The sequence below is a fragment of the Raineyella sp. genome (assembly GCF_034933565.1).
Taxonomy (GTDB): Bacteria; Actinomycetota; Actinomycetes; order Propionibacteriales; family Propionibacteriaceae; genus Raineyella.
Genome location: NZ_JAYFNG010000020.1, coordinates 1 through 23,976, shown reverse-complemented (window position 1 = coordinate 23,976; position 23,976 = coordinate 1). Strand labels below are relative to the sequence as shown.

The window sequence follows — 23,976 nt, the reverse complement described above, 5'->3', positions numbered from 1 at the left end:
CCGCGGTGGGGCGGTCGCGGACGGGCGGTGACGCTCGCGGACGGCATGGACGGGCCGTTCAGCACCCCGATCGCCTCAGGCCAGCTTCTCCAGGATGATCTCGCGGACCCGGGCGGCGTCGGCCTGCCCGCGCATCTCCTTCATCACCGCACCGATCAGCGCCCCGGCGGCCTGGACCCGCCCACCGCGGATCTTCTCGGCGACGTCGGGGGCGGCGGCGATGGCCTTGTCGACCGCGGCGCCCAGCGCCCCGTCGTCCGACACCACGGCGAGACCACGCCGGGCGACGACCTGCTCCGGCTCACCCTCCCCGGCGATCACCCCGTCGTACACCTGGCGGGCCAGCTTGTCGTTGATCGTGCCGGCGTCGACCAGTGCCTGGACGGCGGCGACCTGGGCGGGGGTGACCCCCACCTCCTCGAGCGTGGTGCCGGCCTCGTTGGCGCGCCGGGCGAGCTCGGTGGTCCACCACTTCCGGGCCGACTGGGCGGTGGCCCCGGCGGCGACGGTCTGCTCGATCAGGTCGAGCGCGTCGGCGTTGACCACGTCACGCATCTCCAGATCGCTGAAGCCCCACGCGGCCTGCAGCCGGTTGCGCCGCTTGGTCGGGTGCTCGGGCAGGGTGGCCCGCAGCTCCTCCACCCACTCCCGGCTCGGGGCGATCGGCACCAGGTCGGGCTCGGGGAAGTAGCGGTAGTCCTCCGCCTCCTCCTTCGACCGACCGAAGGAGGTCTCGCCGAGGTGCTCCAGCCAGTTGCGGGTGCACTGCTCGATGGTCCCGCCGTCCTGCAGCACGGCGGCCTGACGCTGGATCTCGTACGTCACCGCACCCTCGATGGACCGCAGCGAGTTGATGTTCTTCGTCTCGGTGCGGGTGCCGAGCTTCTCCCGGCCCCAGGGGCGCAGCGAGACGTTGGCGTCGCAGCGCAGCGACCCTTCGTTCATCCGGACGTCCGAGACGCCGAGAGCGCGCATCAGGTCGCGGATCGTCTCGACGTAGCGCCGGGCGACCTCGGGGGCCCGGGCGCCGGCACCGATGATCGGCTTGGTCACGATCTCGATCAGCGGCACCCCGGCGCGGTTGTAGTCGATCAGCGAGTACTCGGCGCCGTGCAGCCGGCCGGTCTCGCCACCCAGGTGGGTGAGCTTGCCGGCGTCCTCCTCCATATGGGCCCGCTCGATCGGGACCCGGAAGATCTCACCGTCGTCCAGCTCGACGTCCAGATGGCCGTCGTAGGCGATCGGCTCGTCGTACTGGCTGATCTGGTAGTCCTTCGTCATGTCCGGGTAGAAGTAGTTCTTCCGCGACATCCGGCACCACTCGGCGATCGAGCAGTTGAGCGCCAGGCCCATCCGGATCGCCGACTCGACGGCCTTGGCGTTGATCGACGGCATCGCGCCGGGCAGACCGAGGCAGACCGGGCAGGTATGGGTGTTGGGCGCCGCGCCGAACACGGTCGAGCAGCCGCAGAACATCTTCGAGGCGGTGTTGAGCTCGACGTGCACCTCCAGACCCATCACCGGCTCGTACGCGTCGAGGGCGTCCGCGTAGGACAGGATCGGCTCGCTCATCGGGTGACCTCCGTCGTCGTGGTTGCCGCCGGGCCGGTCAGCTCCGGGATCCGGTCGAGCAGCGGGCCGACCCAGCGCCCGGTCAGCGCACGCTCCAGCGCGGCGCCCACCCGGTAGAGCCGGTCGTCGGCCCGGTGCGGGGCCATCACATGGAACCCGATCGGCAGCCCGTCGCTGGTCAGCCCGCTGGGGAAGGACCCGGCGGCATTGCCGGCCAGGTTCGTCGGGATGGTGCACAGGTCGTTGAGGTACATCGCCATCGGATCGTCCGACCGCTCCCCCAGCCGGAACGCGGCGGTCGGGGTGGACGGCGAGACCAGGACATCGGCCCGGGCGAACGCGGCGGTGAAGTCCTGCTGGACCAACGTGCGGACCTTCTGCGCCGAGCCGTAGTAGGCGTCGCGGTAGCCGGCCGACAGGGCGTACGTGCCGATGATGATGCGCCGCTTCACCTCGGCGCCGAAACCGGCCTCACGGGACAGCGCCATCACCTGCTCGGTGGACCGGGTGCCGTCGTCGCCGACCCGCAGGCCGTAGCGCATCGCGTCGAACCGGGCCAGGTTGGACGACGCCTCGCTGGGCAGGATGAGGTAGTACGCCGCCAGTGCGTACTCGAAGTGCGGGCAGGAGACCTCGATGATCTCGGCCCCCAGATCGGACAGCAGGTCGACGGTGGCATGGAAGTTCGCCTCCACCTCGGGCGCATAGCCCTCACCGCCGAGCTCCGTGACCACGCCGACGCGCAGCCCCTTGACGTCACCGGCGCGGGCGGCGGCCACCACCGGCGGCACCGGCGCGTCGAGCGAGGTCTGGTCCAGCGGATCGTGACCCGCCATCACCTCGTGCAGCAGTGCGGTGTCGAGGACCGTACGCCCGCACGGGCCCGGCTGGTCGAGGCTGGACGCCAGCGCGATCTGGCCGAACCGGGAGGTGCCGCCGTAGGTGGGCTTGACCCCCACGGTGCCGGTGAACGCGGCCGGCTGGCGGATCGAGCCACCGGTGTCGGTGCCGATCGCGAGCGGGGCCTCGTACGCGGCCAGGGCCGCCGCGGACCCACCGCCCGACCCACCGGGCACCCGGGTGAGGTCCCACGGGTTGTACGTCGGGCCGTACGCCGAGTTCTCCGTCGAGGAGCCCATGGCGAACTCGTCCATGTTGGTCTTGCCGAGGATGACGATGCCGGCGTCCAGCAGCCGCCGGGTGACCGTCGCGTCGTACGGCGGGCGCCAGCCCTCGAGGATCCGCGACCCGGCGGTGGTGGGGATGCCCTTCTGCGCCAGGACGTCCTTGAGCGCCAGCGGGACGCCGGCCAGCGGGCCGACCTGCTCGCCGGCGGCGATCCGGGCGTCGACAGCGGCCGCCTGGGCCAGGGCACCCTCCTGGTCGACGCTGAGGAACGCATGCACGGCGCCGTCCACCGCGGCGATCCGGTCCAGGTGCGCCCGGGTGACCTCGACGCTGGAGACCTCGCCGGCGGCGATCCGGCCGGCCAGGTCGGCGGCACTCGAGGTGATCAGGGTGGTGTCGTCCGTGCTCACTGCTCCTCCCCGAGGATCCGCGGGACGCGGAACCGGTCGTCCTCCCGGGCCGGAGCCATCGCCAGGACCTCCTCCACCGGCAGCGAGCCACGCACCTCGTCGGCCCGGAAGACGTTGGTCATCGGGACCGGGTGGGAGGTGGGCTCGACGTCGTCGGTGGCCACATCCGTCACCCGGGCGACCGCCTCGAGGATCACGTCCAACTGGGGGGCCAGGTGGTCCAGCTCCTCCGGGGAGAGGTCGATGCGGGCCAGCTGTGCCAGCCTCGCGACCTCGTCTTGGCTCAACGCCACGGTGCACTCCTTGGGTCCGGGGATGTCATGTCCGGGAAACGTCATGTCCGGTGCGGTGGCCGGATGGGCCCGCCGCGTCCTTCATCCTAGAGCCGACCACCGACACCACCCCCACCGCGACCGGAAGCGCCCAACGGGGGGTGGTCGATGTGTCACCGGACGGCGATGTGGCACAGGACGGTGTTGACCATGTCACCAGGAGGGGTACTGACCGTGTCACCAGGACGGCGTTGACCGTGTCACCACGACGGTGCTGACCGTGGGTGGCAGGTTTCCCGGTGAACGGCAGGGTCCCCCGGGATACGGACGGAGTTGCCCGCGCGAGCGGTGGGCAGGGGACAATGCTGGTGTGTTCCTGATGAGAGTGTCCATGCCCGACCGACCCGGCGCCCTGGGTGCCGTCGCCTCTGCCGTCGGCCTCGTCGGCTGCGACATCAAGGCGATCGAGATCGTGGAGAGTCGTGACGGCCACGGCATCGACGACTTCATGCTGGAGATCCCGACCGGCGTCCTGCCGGACACGGTGGTCAGCGCCTGCCAGGAGGTCACCGGGGTCGAGGTGTTGTGGATCTCGCGGCACTACGACAGCGGCACGCTGCAGAGTGACCTGGAGACGCTGGAACAGATGACCCGCGATCCCGACCATGCCGCCGAGGTGCTGGTCGACAGCGCGCCCAGCGTCTTCCACTGCCAGTGGAGCGTGCTGGTCGAGCGGGCCGACGACGCCACGATCAGCTACGCCACGCCGATGGCCCCCGACCTCGACTCCGCCGTGCTGGAACAGATCGGTGACCTCGGCGCGGCCGGCTCGGCGGACATGGCGGCCGGCTGGGTGCCGGCCTGGAGCGACACCGCTCTCGCGTGGGCACCGATCGGCACCGGCCGCTCGATCCTCATCGGCCGGACCGGCGGCCCGGTCTGGCTGCCCTCCGAGATCGCCCGGCTGCGCCACCTCTCGGCCCTGGCCTGCTGATCCGTGCCCGGGCTGCCGCTGCCGGGCGGGGTGGGCTGGTTCACCGCGTTCCTGGTGGCCGCCGTCTACGGCGTGGTCGGGGCGGTCGTGCCGGTGGCCAATGCCGAGGCGTACGCCATCGCCGCCGGGGCTCTGCATCCGGCGGGATCGGTGGCGGCCATCACCGGCCTGACCCTCGGACAGGGCATCGGCAAGATGCTGATGTTCTGGGGCGTACGCCGTGGCAAGGAACTACCGTTCTTCCACGCCCGGCATCACCGGGCGAGCGCCGTGGCGGATCGCCGGACGGACGTCACGGCGGAGGGCGCCGCGGACCGGGAGGCCACGCCCGGGGCCTCCCGCGACGCCACGCTCCTCGACGCTTCGTTCGACGCCCCCGCACCGGGCCGCCGGGAGGACGAACGCGGCCTCGTCCGACGCTGGTGGTCGCGGACCGTCCGCCTCTCGCTGCGTCTGATCGGTGACACCCGGGCCGGTCTGCCGTTGGTGTTCCTGGCGGCCATCGTGGGGTTCCCGCCGCTCTACCCGGTGGTGCTCGTCGCGGGTGCCTCACCGATCCCGGCCTGGAGCTTCGGCATCGTCATGTCACTGGGCCGGGGGATCCGCTTCGCCCTGCTCGCGTGGGGTGGCAGCGGGCTGGTCGACCTGCTCGAGGTCGGCGGGTGAGCACCGGCTCCTCCGGCACGACCATCAGCATCGCCCCGCGGCCCATCGACCGTACGGCGTGAGCATCAGCTGCGCCAGGGTGCACATCGGGGCCGCGGGTCAGAAGATCCCGCCCTTGCCGGTCATCATCCAGTAGAAGAGCCACCAGGTCGCGATGACGACGAGGGTGGCCACCACGAAGCCGGCCACCACCAGGGTGCGCTGGAGTCGCTTGCGGCGGGTGCTGGGCACGAGTGCCGGGCCCCACTCCCCGAGCCGGGGACGCACCCGGTCGGGGACGTCACCGTGCAGATCGGGGTCGGAGAAGAAGCGTCGGGCCACGTCATCAGCCTAGGAGGCTTCCGGCGGAAATCCACCGGCGCCCGGGCCCTCGTCGAGGAACCGCTGGAAGTCCTCGGCCGCCACGATCGGGCGCTCGAGGGCACGCGCCTTGTCCGCCTTGGAGCCGGCCCCCTCGCCCACCACGACGTAGTCGGTCCTCTTCGACACCGAACCGGCTGCCTTGGCCCCACGGGCGACGATGGCCTCCTGCGCTCCCTCACGGCTGTAGCCCGGCACAGCGCCGGTCACGACGACGGTCAGTCCCGCCAGGGTCTGGGCCGGCGCGGGGCCGGCCGGCGCGGGGGCACCGGACGTGCCCAGGACGCAGCCGGCGGCCTGCCACTTGCGGACGATGTCGACCCGCCAGTCGGTGCTGAACCAGTCCCGGATCGCCGCGGCGATCGAGGGCCCGACGCCCTCCACCGCGTCGAACTCCTCCTCGCTCGCGTCCCGCAGCGCCTCGACGCTCGGGAAGGCGGCCGCGATGTCCGGCGCATTCCCCTTCCCGATGTGGCGGATCGACAGGGCGACGAGGAACTTCGCCCACGGCCGGGTCCTCGCCGCCTCGAGGTTGGCCAGCAGCTTGGCCCCGTTCGCGGACAGCACCCGCTCCCCCGCCCCCTCGGCGCGTTCCTTCGGCTTGCTGGCCCGGGTGAAGAACGTCGTCCGGGCCAGGTCGTCGCCGGTCAGGTCGAACAGGTCCCCCTCGTCGGTCAACAGCCCGGCGGACAGCAGGGCGTCGGCGCCCTGCCAGCCCAGCGCCTCGATGTCGAGGGCATCGCGGGAGGCCAGGTGGAAGAGCCGCTCGCGCAGCTGGGCCGGGCACGAGCGCTGGTTGGGGCAGCGGATGTCGGCGTCGCCGTCCTTCTCGTACGCCAGCTCGGTGCCGCACTCGGGGCAGTGGGTCGGCATCACGAAGGCCCGCTCCGTCCCGTCACGCAGCTCGGCGACCGGCCCGAGGACCTCGGGGATGACGTCCCCCGCCTTGCGCAGCACCACGGTGTCGCCGATCAGCACACCCTTGCGGACCACCTCAGTGGCGTTGTGCAGGGTCGCCTGGGCGACCGTCGACCCGGCGACGACCACCGGCTCCATCACCGCGTACGGCGTGACCCGGCCGGTCCGCCCGACGTTGACCCGGATGTCGAGGAGCTTGGTGGTGACCTCCTCGGGCGGGTACTTGTACGCGATCGCCCAGCGCGGCGCCCGTGAGGTGAAGCCGAGCCGGTCCTGCAGCGCCCGTTCGTCGACCTTCACCACGGCCCCGTCGATCTCGTGGACGAAATCGTGCCGGCGCGCCGCAACCTCCTCGACGAACGCCCAGATCTGCTCCGTGGTGTCGACCACCCGGGAATACTCGCTGACCGGCATCCCGAAGTCGGCCAACACCTCGTACGCGTGGGACTGGCGGGCCAGCTCCAGCCGGGTGCCGGCCTCGTCCGACGTCGCGCCCCAGCCGTGGGCGGTGAAGCCGAGCCGGCGCGAGGCGGTGACGTTCGGGTCCTTCTGCCGCAGCGACCCCGCGGCGCTGTTACGGGGGTTGGCGAAGGGGGCGCGGCCCGCCTCGACCAGTTCCTCGTTGATCCGGCGGAACTGCTCGACCGAGAGATACACCTCGCCGCGGATCTCCAGCAGCGCCGGCACGGGGTGACCGGCCCGGCTGGACAGGGTACGCGGGATCGCCCTGATCCGGCGCACGTTGGCGGTGACGTCCTCCCCGACCCGGCCGTCGCCGCGGGTGGCGGCGCGCACCAGTCTCCCGTTCTCGTACACCAGGTCCACCGCCAGGCCGTCGATCTTCAGCTCGCAGACGAACGCCTCCTCGGCCGGCCGCTCACCGAGCCGGTCGATCGTCCGGTCCACCCAGGCGAACAGTTCCTCCTGGCTGAACACGTTGTCCAGGCTGGTCATCGGCTGCAGGTGCTCGACCGGGGTGAAGGTGGCCGACGGGGCGGCGCCCACCTGCTGGGTCGGCGAATCCGGCGTCCGCAGCTGCGGGTAGCGCTCCTCGAGGGCGTCGAGCTCGCGCATCAGGGCGTCGAACTCCCCGTCGGAGATGGTCGGGGCGTCCAACACGTAGTAGCGGTGCCGGTGGTCGGTGATCTCGGTGGCGAGTTCCTCGTGGCGCGCCCGGGCCTGCTCGTCGGGTTCGGTGGCCGGGTCGACATCGCCGGTCGGGGCCGGGGCGACGTCGCTGGTCGGGGCAGGGTCCGGGCGCTGTTCGGTCACGGGCCCCAATCTAGTGGTCCGCACCGACGATTCAGCGGGCCAGCTCCTCCTCGACGATCGCGGCGGCCGAGCCGAGGCGACGCAGCAGGGCGGTCGCCGGCCGTACGGTCCATCCGGCCAGGCCGCAGGCGGGGGTCAGCACGACACGATCGGCGATCGCCGGCCCGAGCTCCAGTGGCCGCAGCACCCGCAGCGCCCGCCGGGCGAGGACATCGGCGCTCGGCACGACGTCGGGCACCGTGGTGGGGGCCACTCCGAGGTGGACCGTCCGGCCGCCCTCGAGCAGGCCGGCCAGGGCGTCGAGGTCGGGGCGGGTGAGCGTGTCGATGTCGATGCCGACCCCGCCGACCCCGGCGGCCACCAGGTCGTCGATCCCGATCCCCCGGGCGCAGGAGTGCACCAGCGTCCGGGCCCGGTCGAGCCCCGCCGCCGTGACCCGATCCAGCAGCGGACGCAGGTGGGCGATCACCTCCTGACTGCCCCACGACGGCAGCCGGCGCAGCCCCGAGGCGGTCCGGACCGTGCCGGCCCGGACGGCGCCGAGCAGCGGCTCGTCCCACTGCAGGCCGACCGCCGCACCCGGCACCACCCGTGTGACGTCGGTGATCAGGTCCACCGAGGCCTCGGCCAGTGCGTCGCGCAGGTCCCGGGTGGCGCCGGCGTCGCCGAGCGCGGCCCCGCCGCGGGGCAGCTCGACCGCGGCGGCCAGGGTGAGCGGCCCGGTCAGCGTCACCCGGAGCGGGCCGGTGAAGCCCTGGGCCTGCTCCGCCAGGATGTCGAGGTCGTCACGCAGGGCCGCGCGGGCCCGGCGCTGGGCCAGCGACCGACCCTCGACCAGGCGCCAGCCGCTCGGCTGCAGGTCGGCGCCCAGCTCGGTCAGCGTGCCCAGTGTCCGCCCGATCATCTCCGTGCCCGGACCGCGGGCCGGCAGCTCGGGCAGATAGGCGCCGTCGGGCAGTTCGCCGAGGGTGAGGCGTACGGTCGCGGCGATGTCCTGCCCGGGCCAGGAGCCGACCCCGCTGTGCGTGACGCTCATCGCGCCCGCCGCCCGGTGGCCTCGATGGTCGCCGAGCCGACGACCCGGTCGCCGTCGTAGAGCACGACGGCCTGGCCGGGCGCGATGCCGAAGGCGGGGTCGGCGAGCGTCACCTGCAGGCCGTCGGTCCCGGCCCGGACCGTACAGTCCAGCGGCTCGCCGTGCGCCCGGACCTGGGCCCGGGCCGGCCAGCTGCCCGGCCGGGCCGGGCCGGCCCAGGTCGGCCGGATCGCGGTGATGGTGTCGACCGCCAGGGCGTCGTGCGGGCCGACCGTGACGCGATTGTCGACCGGGCTGATGTCGAGGACGTAGCGCGGCCGGCCGTCGTCGGCCGGCATGCCCAGGTGCAGGCCGCGGCGCTGGCCGACGGTGAACCGGTGGGCACCGTGGTGATGGCCGACGACGGTGCCGTCCTGTTCGACGATCTCGCCCTCGGCGGTGCCGAGCTCCCGGTCCAGGAACGCGCCGGTGTCGCCGTCGGGGATGAAGCAGATGTCGTGGGAGTCGGGCTTGCGGGCGACCGACAGGCCGCGCTCGGCCGCCTCGGCCCGCACCTCGGTCTTCAGCGAGTCGCCCAGCGGGAACAACGAGCGGGCCAGCTGGTCGGCGTCGAGCACGCCGAGCACGTACGACTGGTCCTTGGTCGGGTCGACGGCGCGGTGCAGTGCGCGGCCGTCCGGTCCGTCCACCAGCCGGGCGTAGTGGCCGGTCGCGACGGCGTCGAAACCGAGCGCTGTGCCGCGGGCCAGCACAGCGGAGAATTTGATCGATTCGTTGCAGCGCAGGCAGGGATTGGGCGTACGGCCGGCGCGGTACTCGGCGAGGAAGTCCTCGACCACGTCGGCGCGGAACTGTGCCGACAGGTCCCACACGTAGAACGGGATGCCGAGCAGATCGGCCGCCCGGCGGGCGTCGTGGGAGTCCTCCAGCGAGCAGCACCCGCGGGCGCCGGTGCGGAACGACTGCGGATCGCGGGACAGGGCGAGGTGCACCCCGGTGACGTCGTGGCCGGCGTCGACCAGCCGGGCCGCGGCCACCGCCGAGTCCACTCCGCCCGACATCGCCGCCAGGACCTTCATCGCCATGCTCCTCCCGTCCCCGACCGGTGCCCGTCGATGGTAGCCCCCGCAGCCGCGCTCACCCGCGTGGCCGGCCGGTCGCCCCGGCCCGGCGGGCCTTCGCCAGGGCGTCGGGCAGTGCCGCCAGCAGCGTCTCGACGTCGGCCTCGGTCGTGTCGGCGCCGACGGAGAACCGCAGCGAGGAGCGCGCCTCCTCCTCCGCCAGCCCCATCGCCAGCAGGACGTGGCTGGTCGCGCTCACCCCGGCGGTGCAGGCCGACCCGACGGAGGCGTCGATCCCGGCGGCGTCCAGCAGCAGCAGCAGGTCGTCGGCCTCGCAGCCCTCGAACGCCACGTTGAGGATCGCCGGGCTCGCCTCCGCGGGCAGGTGCGGCCGGGCCCCGGGCAGGTGCGCCAGCCCGGTCACCAGCCGGTCCCGCAGCCGCTGCCAGCGCGCGGTCCGGGTGGCCAGTCCGGCGGCCGCCTCGGTCGCCGCCGCTGCGAAGCCCGCCGCCAGCACCGGCGCCAGCGTGCCGGAGCGTACGCCGCGCTCCTGGCCGCCGCCGAAGATGACGGGGGCCGGTGAGACCTCCCGGCGGACCAGCAGCGTGCCGATCCCGACCGGGCCGCCCACCTTGTGCGCGGAGACCGAGGCCATGTCGAGGCCGCTGGCCGCGAAGTCGAACGGGACGTGGCCGAAGGCCTGGACCGCGTCGGAGTGCGACCAGGCCCCCACACTGCGGCACGCCTCGGCCAGCACTCCGACCGGCTGCACCGCGCCGGTCTCGTTGTTCACCCACATCAGCGACGCCACCGCAGTCGCCCGGCCCGGCGCGCCGGCCAGGATCGCCCGCAGATCGTCGGCGGCCACCGTGCCGTCGGGGCGTACGCCCACCCGGGCGACGTCGGCGCCGTCCCGCTCCAGCGCGGGGACCAGGTCGTGCAGCGCGTGGTGCTCGATCGGCCCGACCAGCACCCGCGGTCTGCCCTCGGGCTGCCCGGGGCCGGCGGCACGCCGGGCGATCCACGACCCGTGCACGGCGAGGTTGTCGGCCTCGGTGCCCCCGGAGGTGAGCACCACCTCGGTGGGATGCGCGCCGAAGGCCGCGGCCAGCTCCTCGCGGGCGTCCTCCAGCACCCGGCGGGCCGCCCGGCCACTGGTGTGCAGGCTCGAGGCGTTGCCCACCAGCGACAGGTGCTCGATCATCGCCGCGGCGGCCGCCGGCGTGAGCGGGCTGGTGGCGGCATGATCGAGATACACCCGCCGCTGCGTCGCTGGATCAGTCACGGAAACCACACTTGTACGGTATCTTTACCTGGCCCTTGTCCGACCCCGTTCCAGGCGCCGCACCTGGTGCAGGCCGGACAGGAGCGCAGCGGCGCCGGGGGCCCACAGAACACCCCCGACCCGGGTCGGCCGACGACCCGGCAGCTGCCGCGACAGGACCAGTCCGTACGGGCCGACCGCCCGTCGCACCGCCCCATCCGACCCAGAAGGACGTGCCATGAGTGGCGTCACGCTCACCGCCCCGATCGACTCCAGCGTGCTCGGCGCACGCCTGCTCGGCGGTGGTGCCCGATTCGGCCTGTGGGCGCCCCGCGCCAAGCGGGTCGAGTTGGCGCTGGTGGCTCCCGACCGCTCGCAGCAGAACCACGACATGGACCGCAACGACGACGGCGTGTGGACCGTCTTCGTCCCCGGGGTCGTGGCCGGCCAGCAGTACGGCTTCCGGGTGCACGGGGACTGGTCCCCGCAGACGGGCGAGCGCTTCAACCCGGCCAAGCTGCTGCTCGACCCGTACGCCCGGGCGATCACCGGCGGGGTCGACTTCTCCGGCCCGATCCTCGACCACACCGCCGAGTCGGACTACCTGCCCGACCCGATGGACTCCTTCGCCGCGGTGCCGCTCAGCGTCGTGGTGGCCGACACTCCGCCGCCCACGCCGATCGCCCACCGCCGCACGATGACCGAGTCGGTCATCTACGAGGCACACGTCAAGGGCCTGACCCACCTGCACCCGGCCGTTCCCGAGCACCTGCGCGGCACGTACGGCGGCATCGCCTACCCCGCGGTGATCCAGCACCTGCTGGACACCGGGGTCACCGCGCTGGAGCTGCTCCCGGTGCACCACTTCGTCTCCGAACCGTTCATCATCAGCCGCGGGCTGTCCAACTACTGGGGCTACAACACGCTGGGCTACTTCGCCCCGCACGCCGCCTACTGCTCGGTCGGCACCCGCGGCGAGCAGGTCGCCGAGTTCAAGGCGATGGTCAGCGCGCTGCACGAGGCCGGCATCGAGGTGATCCTCGACGTGGTCTTCAACCACACCGGTGAGGGTGGCCATGAGGGCCCCACACTGGCCTGGCGCGGCATCGACCACGGCGCCTACTACCGGCTGACCTCCGACCTGCACAACGACTACGACGTGACCGGCTGCGGCAACTCCGTCGACACCTCCCAGCCCGGCGTGCTGCAGATGGTGATGGACTCGCTGCGCTACTGGGTGACCGAGATGGGCGTCGACGGGTTCCGGTTCGACCTGGCCACCGAGCTGATCCGCAACGAGAAGCACTACGTCGTCCACGACCACCCGTTCAAGAAGCTCATCGCCGCCGACCCGGTGCTGCGCGACATCAAGATGATCGCCGAGCCCTGGGACATGGGCCCGTACGGCTACCAGGTGGGTGCCTGGGGACCGGGCTGGAGCGAGTGGAACGACCGGTTCCGCGGGCACACCCGCGACTTCTGGCGCAATGCGGTGCACGGGGTCCAGGAGCTCGCCACCCGGCTGTCCGGGTCCGGTGAACTCTTCCAGCACTCCGGGCGCCGGCCCGAGGCCTCGGTGAACTTCGTCACCGCGCACGACGGGTTCACCATGCGCGACCTCGTCACGTACGACGTCAAGCACAACAATGCCAACGGTGAGTCGAACCGCGACGGCTCGGACGACAACCGTTCGTGGAACTGCGGTGTCGAGGGCGAGACCGACGACCCGGAGATCAACGCGTTGCGCCACCGGCAGGTCCGCAACATGATGGCCACCCTGCTGCTCGCCACCGGGGTGCCGATGATCACCGCCGGCGACGAGATCGGCCGCACCCAGCTGGGCAACAACAACGCCTACTGCCAGGACTCCCCGATCTCCTGGGTGCACTGGGACACCGCGGAGGCCTGGGCCGACGTGCTGGAGGTGACCCGGACACTCACCCGGCTGCGGACCGAGCATCCGGTGCTGCGCCCGCAGGACTGGCGCAACGGCGAATATGTCCTCGCCCCCGACGGCACCGAGCTCGGCCGCAAGAACCTGGCCTGGTTCGACGGCGATGACATCGAGATGGACAACGAGGACTGGCGCGACGGCAGCCGGCGCACCCTCGGGGTGTACGTCTCGGACGCCGACGAGGGCTTCCTCATCTGGGTGCACGGCGGCGAGGAGCCGGTCGACGTGCCGTTGCCGGGCGGGCCCTGGGCCCTCGGCTACCGGATCGTCGCCCACACCGGACTCTGTGACGAACTGCCCACCGGCGACCTGCCCGCCGGCGTGAAGCTGGAGCTGCCCGCCCGGACGGTGGCCGTGCTGCAGGTCGAGCTCCCGGACAAGCGCTCTGCGGCCACGGAGCCGGCGACCACCACCACCCCGGCGACCAGCACCGTCCCGACGACCGGCACCGGGCCGACCACCGGTGTGACGCCCGACGCGCCCCCGGCCGGATCGGAGCCCCGCGCCGAGCGGGTCACGGCGGGCGTCTGAGGCCGCCGGCCCGTACGGCCCCGACGCCACCCGGCATCCGACGGCGACCGGCCGGCACGCCCCGGAGGGTGCCGGCCGTTCGCGTCGGTCGCTGTTCCTCGGTGGCTGCCGGCGCGACGCCGGTGGAGCGTCAGTCGACGGACACGGTGGCCAGGCCCATCTCCGCGATGGTGGCCAGGCCGTCACGCTTCGGGACGACGCGGAAGGTGACCCCGATCGAGCCGGAGGTGTCCAGCACGGTCGTCGCCGCGTAGCGCACCCCGTCGTCGAGGCGCTCCCCCGCGACGGCCGGCTGGATGACGATGTCGTGCAGTTCGTCGTCATCGTCGACCGAGCCGAGCACCATCTGCACCTCGACGTCGGCGGGAGTCAGGTCCCCGAGGCGGACGACGGCGCTCAGGGTCATCGCGGAGCCGAGGGCCCGCGAGCCGGAGACCAGACCGGTGACCCGGGAGACGCTGACCTGCGGCCACGCGGCGCGGATCCGCTTCTTCCAGGCGGCGGTCCCGGCGGCGTGGTCCCCCTCGGCCATCCGCGCGGACGCCAGCGCGGTGGGCAGGTACATCCGCTCGGTGTACTCGCGGACCATCCGCGAGGCCAGGATCTTCGGGGTCAGGCCGGACATGATGTCGCGGATCATGGTGATCCACGCGGTCGGCACACCGTTGCTGTCGCGGGTGTAGAAGCGCGGGACGATCTCGTTCTCGATGATCTCGTAGAGCGCCGCGGCCTCCTGGGCGTCGCGCTGATCGGGGCTGGTGACGTTCTCGGCCGACGGGATCTCCCAGCCGAATCTCGGGTCGTACCACTCGTCCCACCAGCCGTCGCGCACCGACAGGTTGGCGGCGCCGTTCATCGCGGCCTTCATCCCCGAGGTGCCGCAGGCCTCCTGGGGACGCAGCGGGTTGTTGATCCACACATCGCAGCCCGGGTAGAGCGGCCGGGCCAGCGACATGTCGTAGTCGGGCAGGAACACCAGCCGTTCGCGGACGTCCTCGGCGTCGGCGAAGCGGACCATCTCCTGGATGAGCCCCTTGCCGCCGTCGTCGGCCGGGTGCGCCTTGCCGGCGATGACGATCTGGATCGGCCGCTCCGGGTCGTTCAGCAGTCGCTTCAGCCGCTCGGGGTCACGCAGCATCAGGGTGAGGCGCTTGTACGACGCGGCCCGCCGGGCGAAGCCGAGAGTCAGCACGTTGGGGTCGAGGGCGTGCTCGATCCACTCCGCGTTCCCGGACAGCCCGCGCGCCGTGTGGGAGGCGGCCAGGCGCTGTCGGGCCATCCGGACCAGATCGCCGCGCATCCGCTGCTTGAGCGCCCAGATGGTGGTGTCGTCCACCCGGTCCAACGCCGACCAGTCGTACCCGTCGACGACGGTGTCGCTGTCCGAGGTCGGGCTGGCCATCAGCTCGAGCAGGTCGGGGTGGATCCACGTCTTGTGGTGGACCCCGTTGGTGACCGACCCGATCGGGACCTCCGAGACGTCGAAGGACGGCCACAGGCCCTGGAACATCTGCCGTGACACCTCACCGTGCAGCCGCGACACGCCGTTGGCCCGCTGGCCGAGACGGAACCCGAGCACCGCCATGTTGAACACCCCACGGTCGCCCCCGACGTAGTCCTCGGTGCCGAACGCCATGATCCGGTCCAGCGGCAGCGGGGCGAAGGTGCGGAACTGGTCGGCGACCAGGTCGCGCGGGAAGCGGTCGATGCCCGCGGGCACCGGCGTATGGGTGGTGAACAGCGAGCCGGCCCGGGTCCGCTCCACCGCAGTGTCGACGTCGATCCCCTCGTTCATGTACTCCCGGATCCGCTCCAGACCGAGGAAGCCGGCATGGCCCTCGTTGGCGTGGTAGACGGTCGGCGTCGGCTCGCCGGTGATCCGGCAGTACGCACGCAGCGCGCGGACGCCACCGATGCCGAGCAGCACCTCCTGGGCCAGCCGATGGTCCACACCACCGCCGTACAGCCGGTCGGTGACAGCCCGGGCGGCTTCGGAGTTGCCCTCCACCACCGAGTCCAGCATCAACAGCGGCACCCGGCCGACCCGGGCCACCCAGATCTGCACCTGGTAGGTCTCCTCGCGCAGCGGCACCTCGACGGTGACCGGCTCCCCGGCGTCGTCGCGCAACAGTGTCAGCGGCAGGTCGAGCGGGGCGAGCAGCGGGTAGCGCTCCTGCTGCCAGCCCTGGGCGTCGAGGGACTGGCGGAAGTAACCGTGGCGGTAGAGCAGGCCGACCCCGATGATCGGGATGCCGGAGTCGGAGGCCGCCTTGAGGTGGTCGCCGGCCAGGATCCCCAGGCCGCCGGAGTACTGCGGCAGGACCTCGGTGACACCGAACTCGGCGGAGAAGTAGGCGATCCGTTCCGGGGCGCCGGGGTGCGCGGCCGCGAATCCCTGGTACCAGCGATCCACCGTCAGGTAGTCCTCGAGGTCCTCGCGGGCGTGCTCGACCTTGCGGGTGAAGCGGGCGTCCTGCGCCAGTGCGGCGAGCCGCTTCGCGTCGATCCGCGACAGGAGCTTGCGCGGGTCGTGTCCGGTGGCTTCCCAGAGCAGGGGGTCCATCGCCCGGAAGAGTTCCTTGGTCGGTTCGTTCCAGTACCAGCAGAGGTTGCCGGCCAGGTCGGCGAGCGGCCGGAGCGGCTCGGGGAGCACAGGGTGGACGGTGAAACGTCGGATTGCTCGCACGAGGCAGATTCTATCGGGGGATGCCCGACGCGCCCCGGATCGCGACGATCCGCACAGGGACGGACGAGGCACACAGGGACGATGGTCACCAGGAGGACGCGCACCGGGACGACGCCACACAGGCGACGGACACCGGATCGTACGGATGCGCCTGTGCCGGGGACGCGCCGCCCGCTAGGTTGGTGTCGTGACCCCGCAGCAGCCTTCCGACGAGTCCCGCACCCCCGTCGCGTCCGATCCGGACGCCAAGGGCACCACCACGCGCAAGACCACCGCCAAGAAGTCGACGACCAGGCGCACCACCGCCACGTCGTCGGGCAGCACGAAGTCCGCCACGACGAAGTCGAGCTCCCCGAAGTCCGCCACCGCGAAGACCACGGCTGCCAGGACCACGGGCACGAAGCCGACGACGGCGAAGCCGAGGGCTGCGAAGACCACAGTCACGAAGCCGGCGAGCGCCACGGCCGCGGGCTCCGGCTTCCCCACCCCGCACACCGCGGAGGCGTACGCCGTGGATCAGCTCGCCCCCACCTCGCCCAGCACCGAGCTGGCGGCGGTGGCGGCCGGGGCACCGGCGGTCGGGGCCCGGATCGGCCGGATCCCGGTGATCGACGTCTCCCCGGTGATCGCCGGCGGCGCGTACCCCGCCAAGGCGGTGGTCGGCGAGTCGTTCCCGGTCCGCGCGACCATCTGGCGCGAGGGCCACGACGCCGTCAACGCCTCCGTGATCGCCCTCGGCCCCGAGGGCCAGGAGATCCGCACCGACATGCACCCGGCGGGCACCCCCGGCCTGGACGGCTGGGAGGCGTGGATCAGCCTGCCCACCGAGGGGGCCTGGCGGTTCCGCGTCGAGGGCTGGGACGACCCGTGGGGCACCTGGCTGCACAACGCCGGGATCAAGCTGGCCAAGGGGATGGATGTCGACCTGGTCTGCGCCGAGGGCCGGCTGCTGCTCGAGGGCGCGGCCCTGCGGGCCGAGGCAGCGGCCCGACGCGGTGATGCGGCGATCCTGCGCGGCGCGGCGATCGCGCTGCTCGCCGAGCGCCCGGCCGATGAGCTGATCGAGCTGATCGGGAGCAGTGGCGTACGTCGCGCCATGCACGCCCACGGGCCGCGGCTGCTGATCTCGCCCTCCCCCGAGTACCCGGTGTGGGTCGACCGCGAGCGCGCCCTGTTCTCGTCCTGGTACGAGTTCTTCCCGCGGTCCCAAGGCGCCTACCAGGATGCGGACGGCACCTGGCACTCCGGCACCTTCGACGGATCCATCGCCCGGCTCGAGGACGCCGCGGCGATGGGCTTCGACGTCGTCTACCTGCCGCCGATCCACCCGGTCGGCTCCGCCTTCCGCAAGGGCCGCAACAACACCCTGACCCCCGAGCCCGGCGATCCCGGGTCGGTCTGGGCGGTCGGGTCGGCCGACGGCGGCCACGACGCGATCCACCCCGACCTGGGCACCTTCGAGGACTTCGACCGGTTCGTCGCCCGGGCCCGGGAGCTCGGCGTCGAGGTGGCCCTCGACCTGGCCCTGCAGGCTTCTCCCGATCATCCCTGGGTCAGCGAGCACCCGGAGTGGTTCACCGAGCGGGTGGACGGCACGATCGCGTACGCCGAGAACCCGCCGAAGAAGGACCAGGACATCTACCCGATCAACTTCGACCGCGACCCGGAGGGGATCTACGCCGAGGTGCTGCGGATCGTCAGGCTGTGGATCTCCCACGGCGTGACGATCTTCCGGGTGGACAACCCGCACACCAAGCCGATCAACTTCTGGGCCTGGCTGCTGGCCGAGGTCCGCCGGACGAACCCGGAGGTGATCTTCCTCGCCGAGGCCTTCACCCGCCCGGCGATGCTGCAGTCCCTCGGTCGGGTCGGTTTCCACCAGAGCTACACCTACTTCACCTGGCGGACCGAGCGCTGGGAGATCGAGGAGTACGTCAACGAGCTGGCGTACGAGACCTCGGGCTGGGTACGGCCGAACTTCTTCGTCAACACCCCCGACATCCTGCACGCCTACCTGCAGTACGGCGGTCCGGCGGCGTTCACCATCCGGGCCGTGCTGGCGGCGACCACCTCGCCCAGCTGGGGCATGTACTCCGGCTATGAGCTCTTCGAGCACGAGGCGGTCCGGCCGGGCTCCGAGGAGTACCTCAACTCGGAGAAGTACGAGTACCGACCGCGTGACTACGACCAGCAGCCCAACCTGAAGATGCTGATCGGCAAGCTCAACGCCGCCCGGCGGGCCCACCCCGCCCTGCAGCGGCTACGCAACGTCCGCTTCCAGAACTCGGAGAACCCGCAGGTGATCGCGTACGTCAAGGAGACCGCGACGGCGGACGGGCAGGACGCCGTCATCGTCGCGGTGAACCTCGACCCCCAGCACACCCAGGAGTCGACCGTCCACCTCGACATGGGGATCTTCGGGCTCGGCGAGAGCGACCAGCTGCGGGTCCGCGACGAGCTGACCGGCCAGGAGTACGACTGGGGGGCCCACGACTTCGTCCGGCTCACCCCCCAGCAGCCCGCCCACGTACTGGCGGTGATCTCGGCCGAACCGCACCGGGACTGATCGGGCACGATGACGGCGACGGCCGACGCGCAGTGGTTCCGCACTGCCGTGTTCTACGAGGTGATGATCCGCAATTTCGCCGATTCCGACGGTGACGGGATCGGCGATCTGGCGGGGCTCGCGGACCGCCTCGACTACCTCCAGTGGCTGGGGATCGACTGCCTGTGGCTGCCGCCGTTCTTCCCCTCCCCGCTGGCCGACGGCGGGTACGACATCTCGGACTACCGCGACGTCATGCCCGAGCTCGGCACCCTGGCGGATTTCCGCAGCTTCGTGGCGAAGGCCCACGAGCGGGGCATCCGGATCATCATCGACTTCGTGATGAACCACACCTCGGACCGTCATCCGTGGTTCCAGGAGTCCCGGCGCGACCCGGACGGCCCGTACGGCGACTACTACGTGTGGCGCGACGAGCCCGACGCGTACCTCGACGCCCGGGTCATCTTCGTCGACACCGAGGAGTCCAACTGGAGCTACGACGAGGTGCGCGGGCAGTACTTCTGGCACCGCTTCTACAGCCACCAGCCCGACCTCAACTTCGACAATCCCCGGGTGCTGGACGAGATGCTGTCGGCGCTGCGGTTCTGGGCCGACCTGGGCATCGACGGTTTCCGACTCGACGCGGTGCCCTACCTGGTCGAGACCGACGGGACGAACTGCGAGAACCTGCCCGGCACCCATCACCTGCTCAAGGCGGTCCGCCAGGAGCTCGACGACCACTACCCCGGCACGCTGCTGCTCTGCGAGGCGAACCAGTGGCCCCATGACGTGGTCGAGTACTTCGGCGACGGGGACGAGTGCCAGATGGCCTTCCATTTCCCGGTGATGCCCCGGCTCTACATGGGCCTGCGGCAGGCCGACCGGACCTGCATCTCCGACATCCTCGCCGACACCCCGGCCATCCCCGAGGGCTGCCAGTGGGGTACCTTCCTGCGCAACCACGACGAGCTCACCCTGGAGATGGTCTCCGACGAGGACCGCGAGTACATGTGGTCGGAGTACGCGCCCGACCCACGGATGCGCTGCAACATCGGTATCCGCCGCCGGCTCGCCCCCCTGGTCGACGGCGACCACGCCCGGGTCCGGCTGCTGCACGCCCTGCTGCTCGCGCTGCCCGGGTCCCCGTGCCTCTACTACGGCGACGAGATCGGCATGGGCGACAACATCTGGCTGCACGACCGCGACGGCGTCCGGACGCCGATGCAGTGGCGCGACGCGCCGGGGGCCGGCTTCTCCACCGCCCGCGAGTCCGAGCTCTACCTCCCGCTGATCGTCGACCCCGAGTACGACCGGTCGCTGGTCAACGTCGAGGCGCAGCTGATGGACCCCGGTTCGCTGCTCCAGTGGGTGCGGGCGATGCTGGTGATCCGGCGGGCCCACCCGGTCTTCGGCACCGGCGGCTTCACCGACCTGGGCGGGGCCAACACCGCGGTCTTCGCCTTCCTGCGCCACGACGCGGACGAGACGGTGCTGTGCCTCAACAACCTCTCGCCCGACCCCCAGGAGGTGGCCCTGGACCTGGCCGCGTACGCCGGGCGGACGCCGCACCACCTGGCCCGTGACGAGTTCCACCCACCGATCGGGGCGGAGCCCTACCACATGCAGCTGCCGGGCCACGGCTTCTCCTGGCTGGTGCTGGAGGCGGAGGCCCCGCAGCCCGTCGCGGTGTCACACGGAACACACCCTGATCCGACGGCGCAGCCGATCCGGCGCGACCATGATGAGGGGACATCGCCGGGCAGGCCGCTCGAGCGGCACCGGACCGACGGCGAGGGCGAATCGCGCCAGCCCTCGTCCCACCGATCGACCGACGGGCGCAGCATCGAGGAGGTGGGAAGTGGGCGAGGAGTTCGCTGATCTCGCCACCCGCGTTCTCGCGGGGGCACGCTGGTTCGCCGGCAAGGGCCGGCCACTACGGGTCGTCCGGGTCATCCCGCTGCCCTGGACGTGGCGTACGGACGACGCCGCCTCGTCCAGCCACCCCGCTCCGGCCGGCGCCACCCGGGGCGGTCAGGCCGGCCACACCCGGGGCAGTCTGGTCGGCGTCCGCCCGGTGCTGGTGACCGTCGCCCACGACGACGTCCGCCCGGTCGCCACCGACACCTACCAGTTCCTCCTGGCCGTGCACCGCCCCGGCGACGCCACCCCACCGGGGGCGTACGGGGCCTGCCGCGACGCGCCGGTGACCGGCTCCGCCGACCTGTGCCCGGTCGCCGACGCCACCCGGGACCCGGAGGCGATGGCCCGGGTGCTGGCGGCGTTCGGCGCCCCCGCCGAGCACCGGCCCTCCGCCGCGGGCGCGGTGCACCACCACCTGGTCGTCCCGCTGCCGGACGCCGACCTCACCCCGCGGCCGTTCACCGGCGAACAGTCGAACAGTTCGGTCTTCTACGGCCACGCGCTGGTGCTGAAGGTCTTCCGCCGCCTGGAGATCGGCCACAACCTCGACATCGCCGTGCACGAGGCGCTGGGCCGTGAGGGCACCGGCGGGATCGCGGTGCTGTACGGCTGGGCCGAGGCGCGCTGGGACGACGGCACCGACGTCCTCAGCGCCGACCTCGCGATGCTGACCGAGCGCTTCCGCGAGGCCCGCGACGGCTGGGAGCTGGCCCTGGAGGCCTGCGCCGCCGGGGCCGATTTCTCTACCGAGGCGCAGGCCCTGGGACGTACGCTGCGGGCGATCCACGAGGGCCTGGCCCGACGGTTCCCGACCGAGGTGGTGGACGGCGGGTCGGTGGCCGCCACGATGACCCGCCGGTTGGCCGACGCCACCGCGGCGGTGCCCGCCCTGCAGCCGTACGCCCCGGCCCTGCAGAAGGTCTTCGCCGGCCTCGAGGGGCGCCCGCTGGAGGCCCAGCACGTCCACGGGGATTTCCACCTCGGTCAGGTGCTGGGGACACCGGAGGGCTGGCGGGTGATCGACTTCGAGGGCGAACCGCTGAAGTCGCTGCCGGAACGGTGGGCGCCGGACTCGCCGTGGCGCGACGTCGCGGGGATGCTCCGCTCGTTCGACTATGCCGCCGCCTCGGTGGCCCGTGCGGCCGAGGGCCCGGACCGGGCGGCGACCACCGCATGGCGGCAACGATGCCGTACCGGTTTCCTGTCCGGTTATCTCCACGGCCTCCCGACGGCGCCCGATCTGGCAGTCTTGCGGGCGTACGAATCGGACAAGGCCGTCTACGAAGTCGTCTACGAGGCACGCAACCGTCCCGACTGGCTGGACATCCCGCTGGGGGCGGTCGCCGACCTCGCCGCACCGTCGCCGGACCCCAGCGGCGGGCAGTCACCGAACCGTGAGGAGAAGTAGGTCATGCACGATTACTTTGGAGGGCTGACCGGGTGGGATCTCGAGGGGTTCCACCAGGGCGGCGACACGGAGGTGTGGCGTCGCCTGGGAGCCCACCTGTGCACCGTCGAGGACGACGAGCGGGGCACCCTGCGCGGCACGCGGTTCGCCGTCTGGGCACCGAACGCGCAGGAAGTGCACATCATCGGTGACTGGAACCACTGGCAGCCGGGTGCCGACACGATGAAGGTGATCCCCGGCTCCGGGTGCTGGGGGGCCTTCATCGAGGGGGCCGGCGAGGGCGCGCTGTACAAGTTCCGCATCCTCGGCGCCGACGGCCAGTGGCACGAGAAGGCCGACCCGATGGCCCGCAAGGCCGAAGGCCCGCCGAACACCGCCTCCATCGTCACGGTCGACAACTACCCGTGGCACGACCAGGGTTGGATGGAGCACCGCCCGCAGACCGAGCTGTGGCGCTCGCCGATGAGCATCTACGAGGTGCATCTGGGGTCGTGGAAGCCCGGCAAGACGTACCAGGAGCTCGCCGAGGATCTGGTCGAGTACGTCAAGTGGCAGGGCTACACCCACGTCGAGTTCATGCCGGTCGCCCAGCACCCGTTCTCCGGGTCGTGGGGCTACCAGGTCACCGGCTACTTCGCCCCGATGTCGAAGTTCGGCTCGCCCGACGATCTGCGCTTCCTGATCGACCGGCTGCACCAGGCCGGCATCGGCGTGATCGTGGACTGGGTGCCGGGCCACTTCCCCAAGGACGAGTGGGCACTGGGCCGGTTCGACGGCACCGCCCTGTACGAGCACGCCGATCCGCGCCTGGGCGAGCACCCGGACTGGGGCACCTACATCTTCAACTTCGGCCGCAACGAGGTGAAGAGCTTCCTGGTCTCCAACGCCCTCTACTGGCTGAGCGAGTTCCACGTCGACGGCCTGCGCGTCGACGCGGTCGCCTCGATGCTCTACCTGGACTACTCCCGTGAGGACGGGCAGTGGATCCCCAACCAGTACGGCGGCAACGAGAACCTCGAGGCCATCGACTTCCTGCGCTACGTCAACCGCCACCTCTACGAGCGCCAGCCGGGCTGCGTGATGATCGCCGAGGAGTCGACCTCCTTCCCGGGGATCACCAAGCCGGTCGACCAGGGCGGACTGGGCTTCGGCTTCAAGTGGAACATGGGCTGGATGAACGACACGCTCCGCTACCTGGAGCACGAGCCGATCCACCGGCAGTACCACCACAACAACATGACGTTCGCGATGGTCTACCAGTACTCGGAGAACTTCATCCTGCCGATCAGCCACGACGAGGTCGTGCACGGCAAGGGATCGATGTTCGGCAAGGTCCCGGGCGACGACTGGCAGAAGTTCGCCACCCTGCGCGCCTACTACTCGTTCATGTGGGCCCACCCCGGCAAGCAATTGCTCTTCCAGGGCTGCGAGCTCGGCCAGCGCGGCGAGTTCAACGACAAGCAGGGGGTCGACTGGCTGGCCCAGCCGCACTGGGGCCACCACGGTCTGCAGGAGCTGGTGAAGGACCTCAACGCCGCCTACAAGGCCACCCCGGCGCTGTGGGAGCTCGACCAGGACCCGGCCGGCTTCCGCTGGATCAACGCCGACGACGCCTCCGCCAACGTGTTCAGCTTCCTGCGCCTGGACAGCGACGGCAACGCGCTGGCCGCGGTGATCAACTTCTCCCCCGTGCCGCACACCAACTACCGGATCGGGCTGCCCATGCCGGGGGCCTGGAAGGAGACCATCAACACCGACTCCCCGGCGTACGACGGCACCGGCGAGTGGGGCAACCTGGGTGAGATCCACACCGAGGAGATCTCCAACAACGGGCTGCGGCAGAGCGCCTCGGTGGTCGTGCCGCCGCTCGGGGCGGTCTGGTTCACCCACCAGGCCACCGACGTGGTCGACGCCTGACCCGTACGAGCCCTGCTCCGGGACCCGGTAGGGCCCAGTACTAGGGACACCGCAGGCCGCCC

15 protein-coding genes and 1 pseudogene are annotated in these 23,976 nt (G+C 71.8%); 7 read left to right on the top strand and 9 right to left on the bottom strand.

The features are described from left to right. Positions 1-75 precede the first annotated feature (75 nt). Genes gatB through gatC form a run of 3 tightly spaced genes read right to left on the bottom strand, consistent with a single transcriptional unit; the run spans position 76 to position 3,448 of the window. Entirely contained in the window at positions 76-1,572 is a 1,497-nt protein-coding gene (gene gatB / locus VB059_RS07005; protein WP_323421310.1) for an Asp-tRNA(Asn)/Glu-tRNA(Gln) amidotransferase subunit GatB, read from the bottom strand. Then, complete coding sequence (gene gatA, locus VB059_RS07000) at positions 1,569-3,110, bottom strand: Asp-tRNA(Asn)/Glu-tRNA(Gln) amidotransferase subunit GatA (protein WP_323421309.1); 1,542 nt, start codon at positions 3,108-3,110, stop codon at positions 1,569-1,571. The genes gatB and gatA overlap by 4 nt, the downstream gene beginning before the upstream one ends. Next, entirely contained in the window at positions 3,107-3,448 is a 342-nt protein-coding gene (gene gatC / locus VB059_RS06995) for an Asp-tRNA(Asn)/Glu-tRNA(Gln) amidotransferase subunit GatC (protein WP_416339515.1), read from the bottom strand. The genes gatA and gatC overlap by 4 nt, the downstream gene beginning before the upstream one ends. Before the next feature lie 325 nt (positions 3,449-3,773). Between gatC and VB059_RS06990 the strand changes: the two genes are divergently transcribed. Together VB059_RS06990 and VB059_RS06985 are read left to right on the top strand one after the other, a co-directional pair. Further along, positions 3,774-4,376 carry an amino acid-binding protein gene (locus VB059_RS06990; protein WP_323421307.1) on the top strand — a complete coding sequence of 201 codons (603 nt, stop codon included), beginning with the start codon at positions 3,774-3,776 and terminating at the stop codon, positions 4,374-4,376. A 3-nt stretch (positions 4,377-4,379) separates the two neighbouring features. Further along, a complete protein-coding gene (locus tag VB059_RS06985) occupies positions 4,380-5,042 on the top strand; it encodes a hypothetical protein (RefSeq protein WP_323421306.1) in 663 nt (220 codons plus the stop codon). Between the two features lie 99 nt (positions 5,043-5,141). Here VB059_RS06985 and VB059_RS06980 read toward each other — a convergent pair whose 3' ends face one another. Genes VB059_RS06980 through VB059_RS06960 form a run of 5 tightly spaced genes read right to left on the bottom strand, consistent with a single transcriptional unit; the run spans position 5,142 to position 10,974 of the window. Next, positions 5,142-5,363: a hypothetical protein gene (locus VB059_RS06980; RefSeq protein WP_323421305.1), complete on the bottom strand. Its 222-nt coding sequence runs from the start codon at positions 5,361-5,363 to the stop codon at positions 5,142-5,144. A 9-nt stretch (positions 5,364-5,372) separates the two neighbouring features. Continuing rightward, positions 5,373-7,592: an NAD-dependent DNA ligase LigA gene (gene ligA / locus VB059_RS06975; RefSeq protein ID WP_323421304.1), complete on the bottom strand. Its 2,220-nt coding sequence runs from the start codon at positions 7,590-7,592 to the stop codon at positions 5,373-5,375. Between the two features lie 31 nt (positions 7,593-7,623). Next, entirely contained in the window at positions 7,624-8,628 is a 1,005-nt protein-coding gene (locus VB059_RS06970; RefSeq protein ID WP_323421303.1) for a hypothetical protein, read from the bottom strand. Beyond that, positions 8,625-9,707: a tRNA 2-thiouridine(34) synthase MnmA gene (gene mnmA / locus VB059_RS06965; RefSeq protein ID WP_323421302.1), complete on the bottom strand. Its 1,083-nt coding sequence runs from the start codon at positions 9,705-9,707 to the stop codon at positions 8,625-8,627. The genes VB059_RS06970 and mnmA overlap by 4 nt, the downstream gene beginning before the upstream one ends. 58 nt (positions 9,708-9,765) lie before the next feature. After that, positions 9,766-10,974 carry a cysteine desulfurase family protein gene (locus VB059_RS06960; protein WP_323421301.1) on the bottom strand — a complete coding sequence of 403 codons (1,209 nt, stop codon included), beginning with the start codon at positions 10,972-10,974 and terminating at the stop codon, positions 9,766-9,768. Between the two features lie 217 nt (positions 10,975-11,191). Between VB059_RS06960 and glgX the strand changes: the two genes are divergently transcribed. Beyond that, positions 11,192-13,438, top strand: a complete 2,247-nt coding sequence (glgX, locus tag VB059_RS06955) for a glycogen debranching protein GlgX (RefSeq protein ID WP_323421300.1) — start codon at positions 11,192-11,194, stop codon at positions 13,436-13,438. Between the two features lie 130 nt (positions 13,439-13,568). Here glgX and glgP read toward each other — a convergent pair whose 3' ends face one another. Further along, positions 13,569-16,124 (bottom strand): alpha-glucan family phosphorylase, encoded by a 2,556-nt coding sequence (gene glgP / locus VB059_RS06950; protein WP_323421299.1) that lies wholly within the window; start codon positions 16,122-16,124, stop codon positions 13,569-13,571. Between the two features lie 187 nt (positions 16,125-16,311). On the opposite strand from glgP, the gene VB059_RS06945 reads away from it, so the two are divergent. The 4 genes and pseudogenes from VB059_RS06945 to glgB all read left to right on the top strand — a co-directional run bounded on the left by VB059_RS06945 (position 16,312) and on the right by glgB (position 23,914). Beyond that, positions 16,312-18,690, top strand: a complete 2,379-nt coding sequence (locus VB059_RS06945) for an alpha-1,4-glucan--maltose-1-phosphate maltosyltransferase (RefSeq protein WP_416339514.1) — start codon at positions 16,312-16,314, stop codon at positions 18,688-18,690. A gap of 9 nt (positions 18,691-18,699) precedes the next feature. Beyond that, a pseudogene (gene treS / locus VB059_RS06940) lies at positions 18,700-20,337 on the top strand (maltose alpha-D-glucosyltransferase); the annotation flags it as partial. A gap of 190 nt (positions 20,338-20,527) precedes the next feature. After that, entirely contained in the window at positions 20,528-21,997 is a 1,470-nt protein-coding gene (locus tag VB059_RS06935; protein ID WP_323421298.1) for a phosphotransferase, read from the top strand. A 3-nt stretch (positions 21,998-22,000) separates the two neighbouring features. After that, on the top strand, positions 22,001-23,914 hold the full coding sequence (glgB, locus tag VB059_RS06930) for a 1,4-alpha-glucan branching protein GlgB (RefSeq protein WP_323421297.1): 1,914 nt from the start codon (positions 22,001-22,003) through the stop codon (positions 23,912-23,914). The last annotated feature ends 62 nt before the right edge of the window (positions 23,915-23,976 follow it).

Excerpts from the sequence above, each read along its gene's own strand:
- mnmA (WP_323421302.1), bottom strand. The coding sequence starts at position 9,707 with ATGAAGGTCCTGGCGGCGATGTCGGGCGGAGTGGACTCGGCGGTGGCC.
- glgB (WP_323421297.1), top strand. The coding sequence starts at position 22,001 with ATGCACGATTACTTTGGAGGGCTGACCGGGTGGGATCTCGAGGGGTTC.
- glgX (WP_323421300.1), top strand. The coding sequence starts at position 11,192 with ATGAGTGGCGTCACGCTCACCGCCCCGATCGACTCCAGCGTGCTCGGC.
- gatB (WP_323421310.1), bottom strand. The coding sequence starts at position 1,572 with ATGAGCGAGCCGATCCTGTCCTACGCGGACGCCCTCGACGCGTACGAG.
- gatC (WP_416339515.1), bottom strand. The coding sequence starts at position 3,448 with ATGACGTTTCCCGGACATGACATCCCCGGACCCAAGGAGTGCACCGTG.
- VB059_RS06970 (WP_323421303.1), bottom strand. The coding sequence starts at position 8,628 with ATGAGCGTCACGCACAGCGGGGTCGGCTCCTGGCCCGGGCAGGACATC.
- VB059_RS06990 (WP_323421307.1), top strand. The coding sequence starts at position 3,774 with ATGCCCGACCGACCCGGCGCCCTGGGTGCCGTCGCCTCTGCCGTCGGC.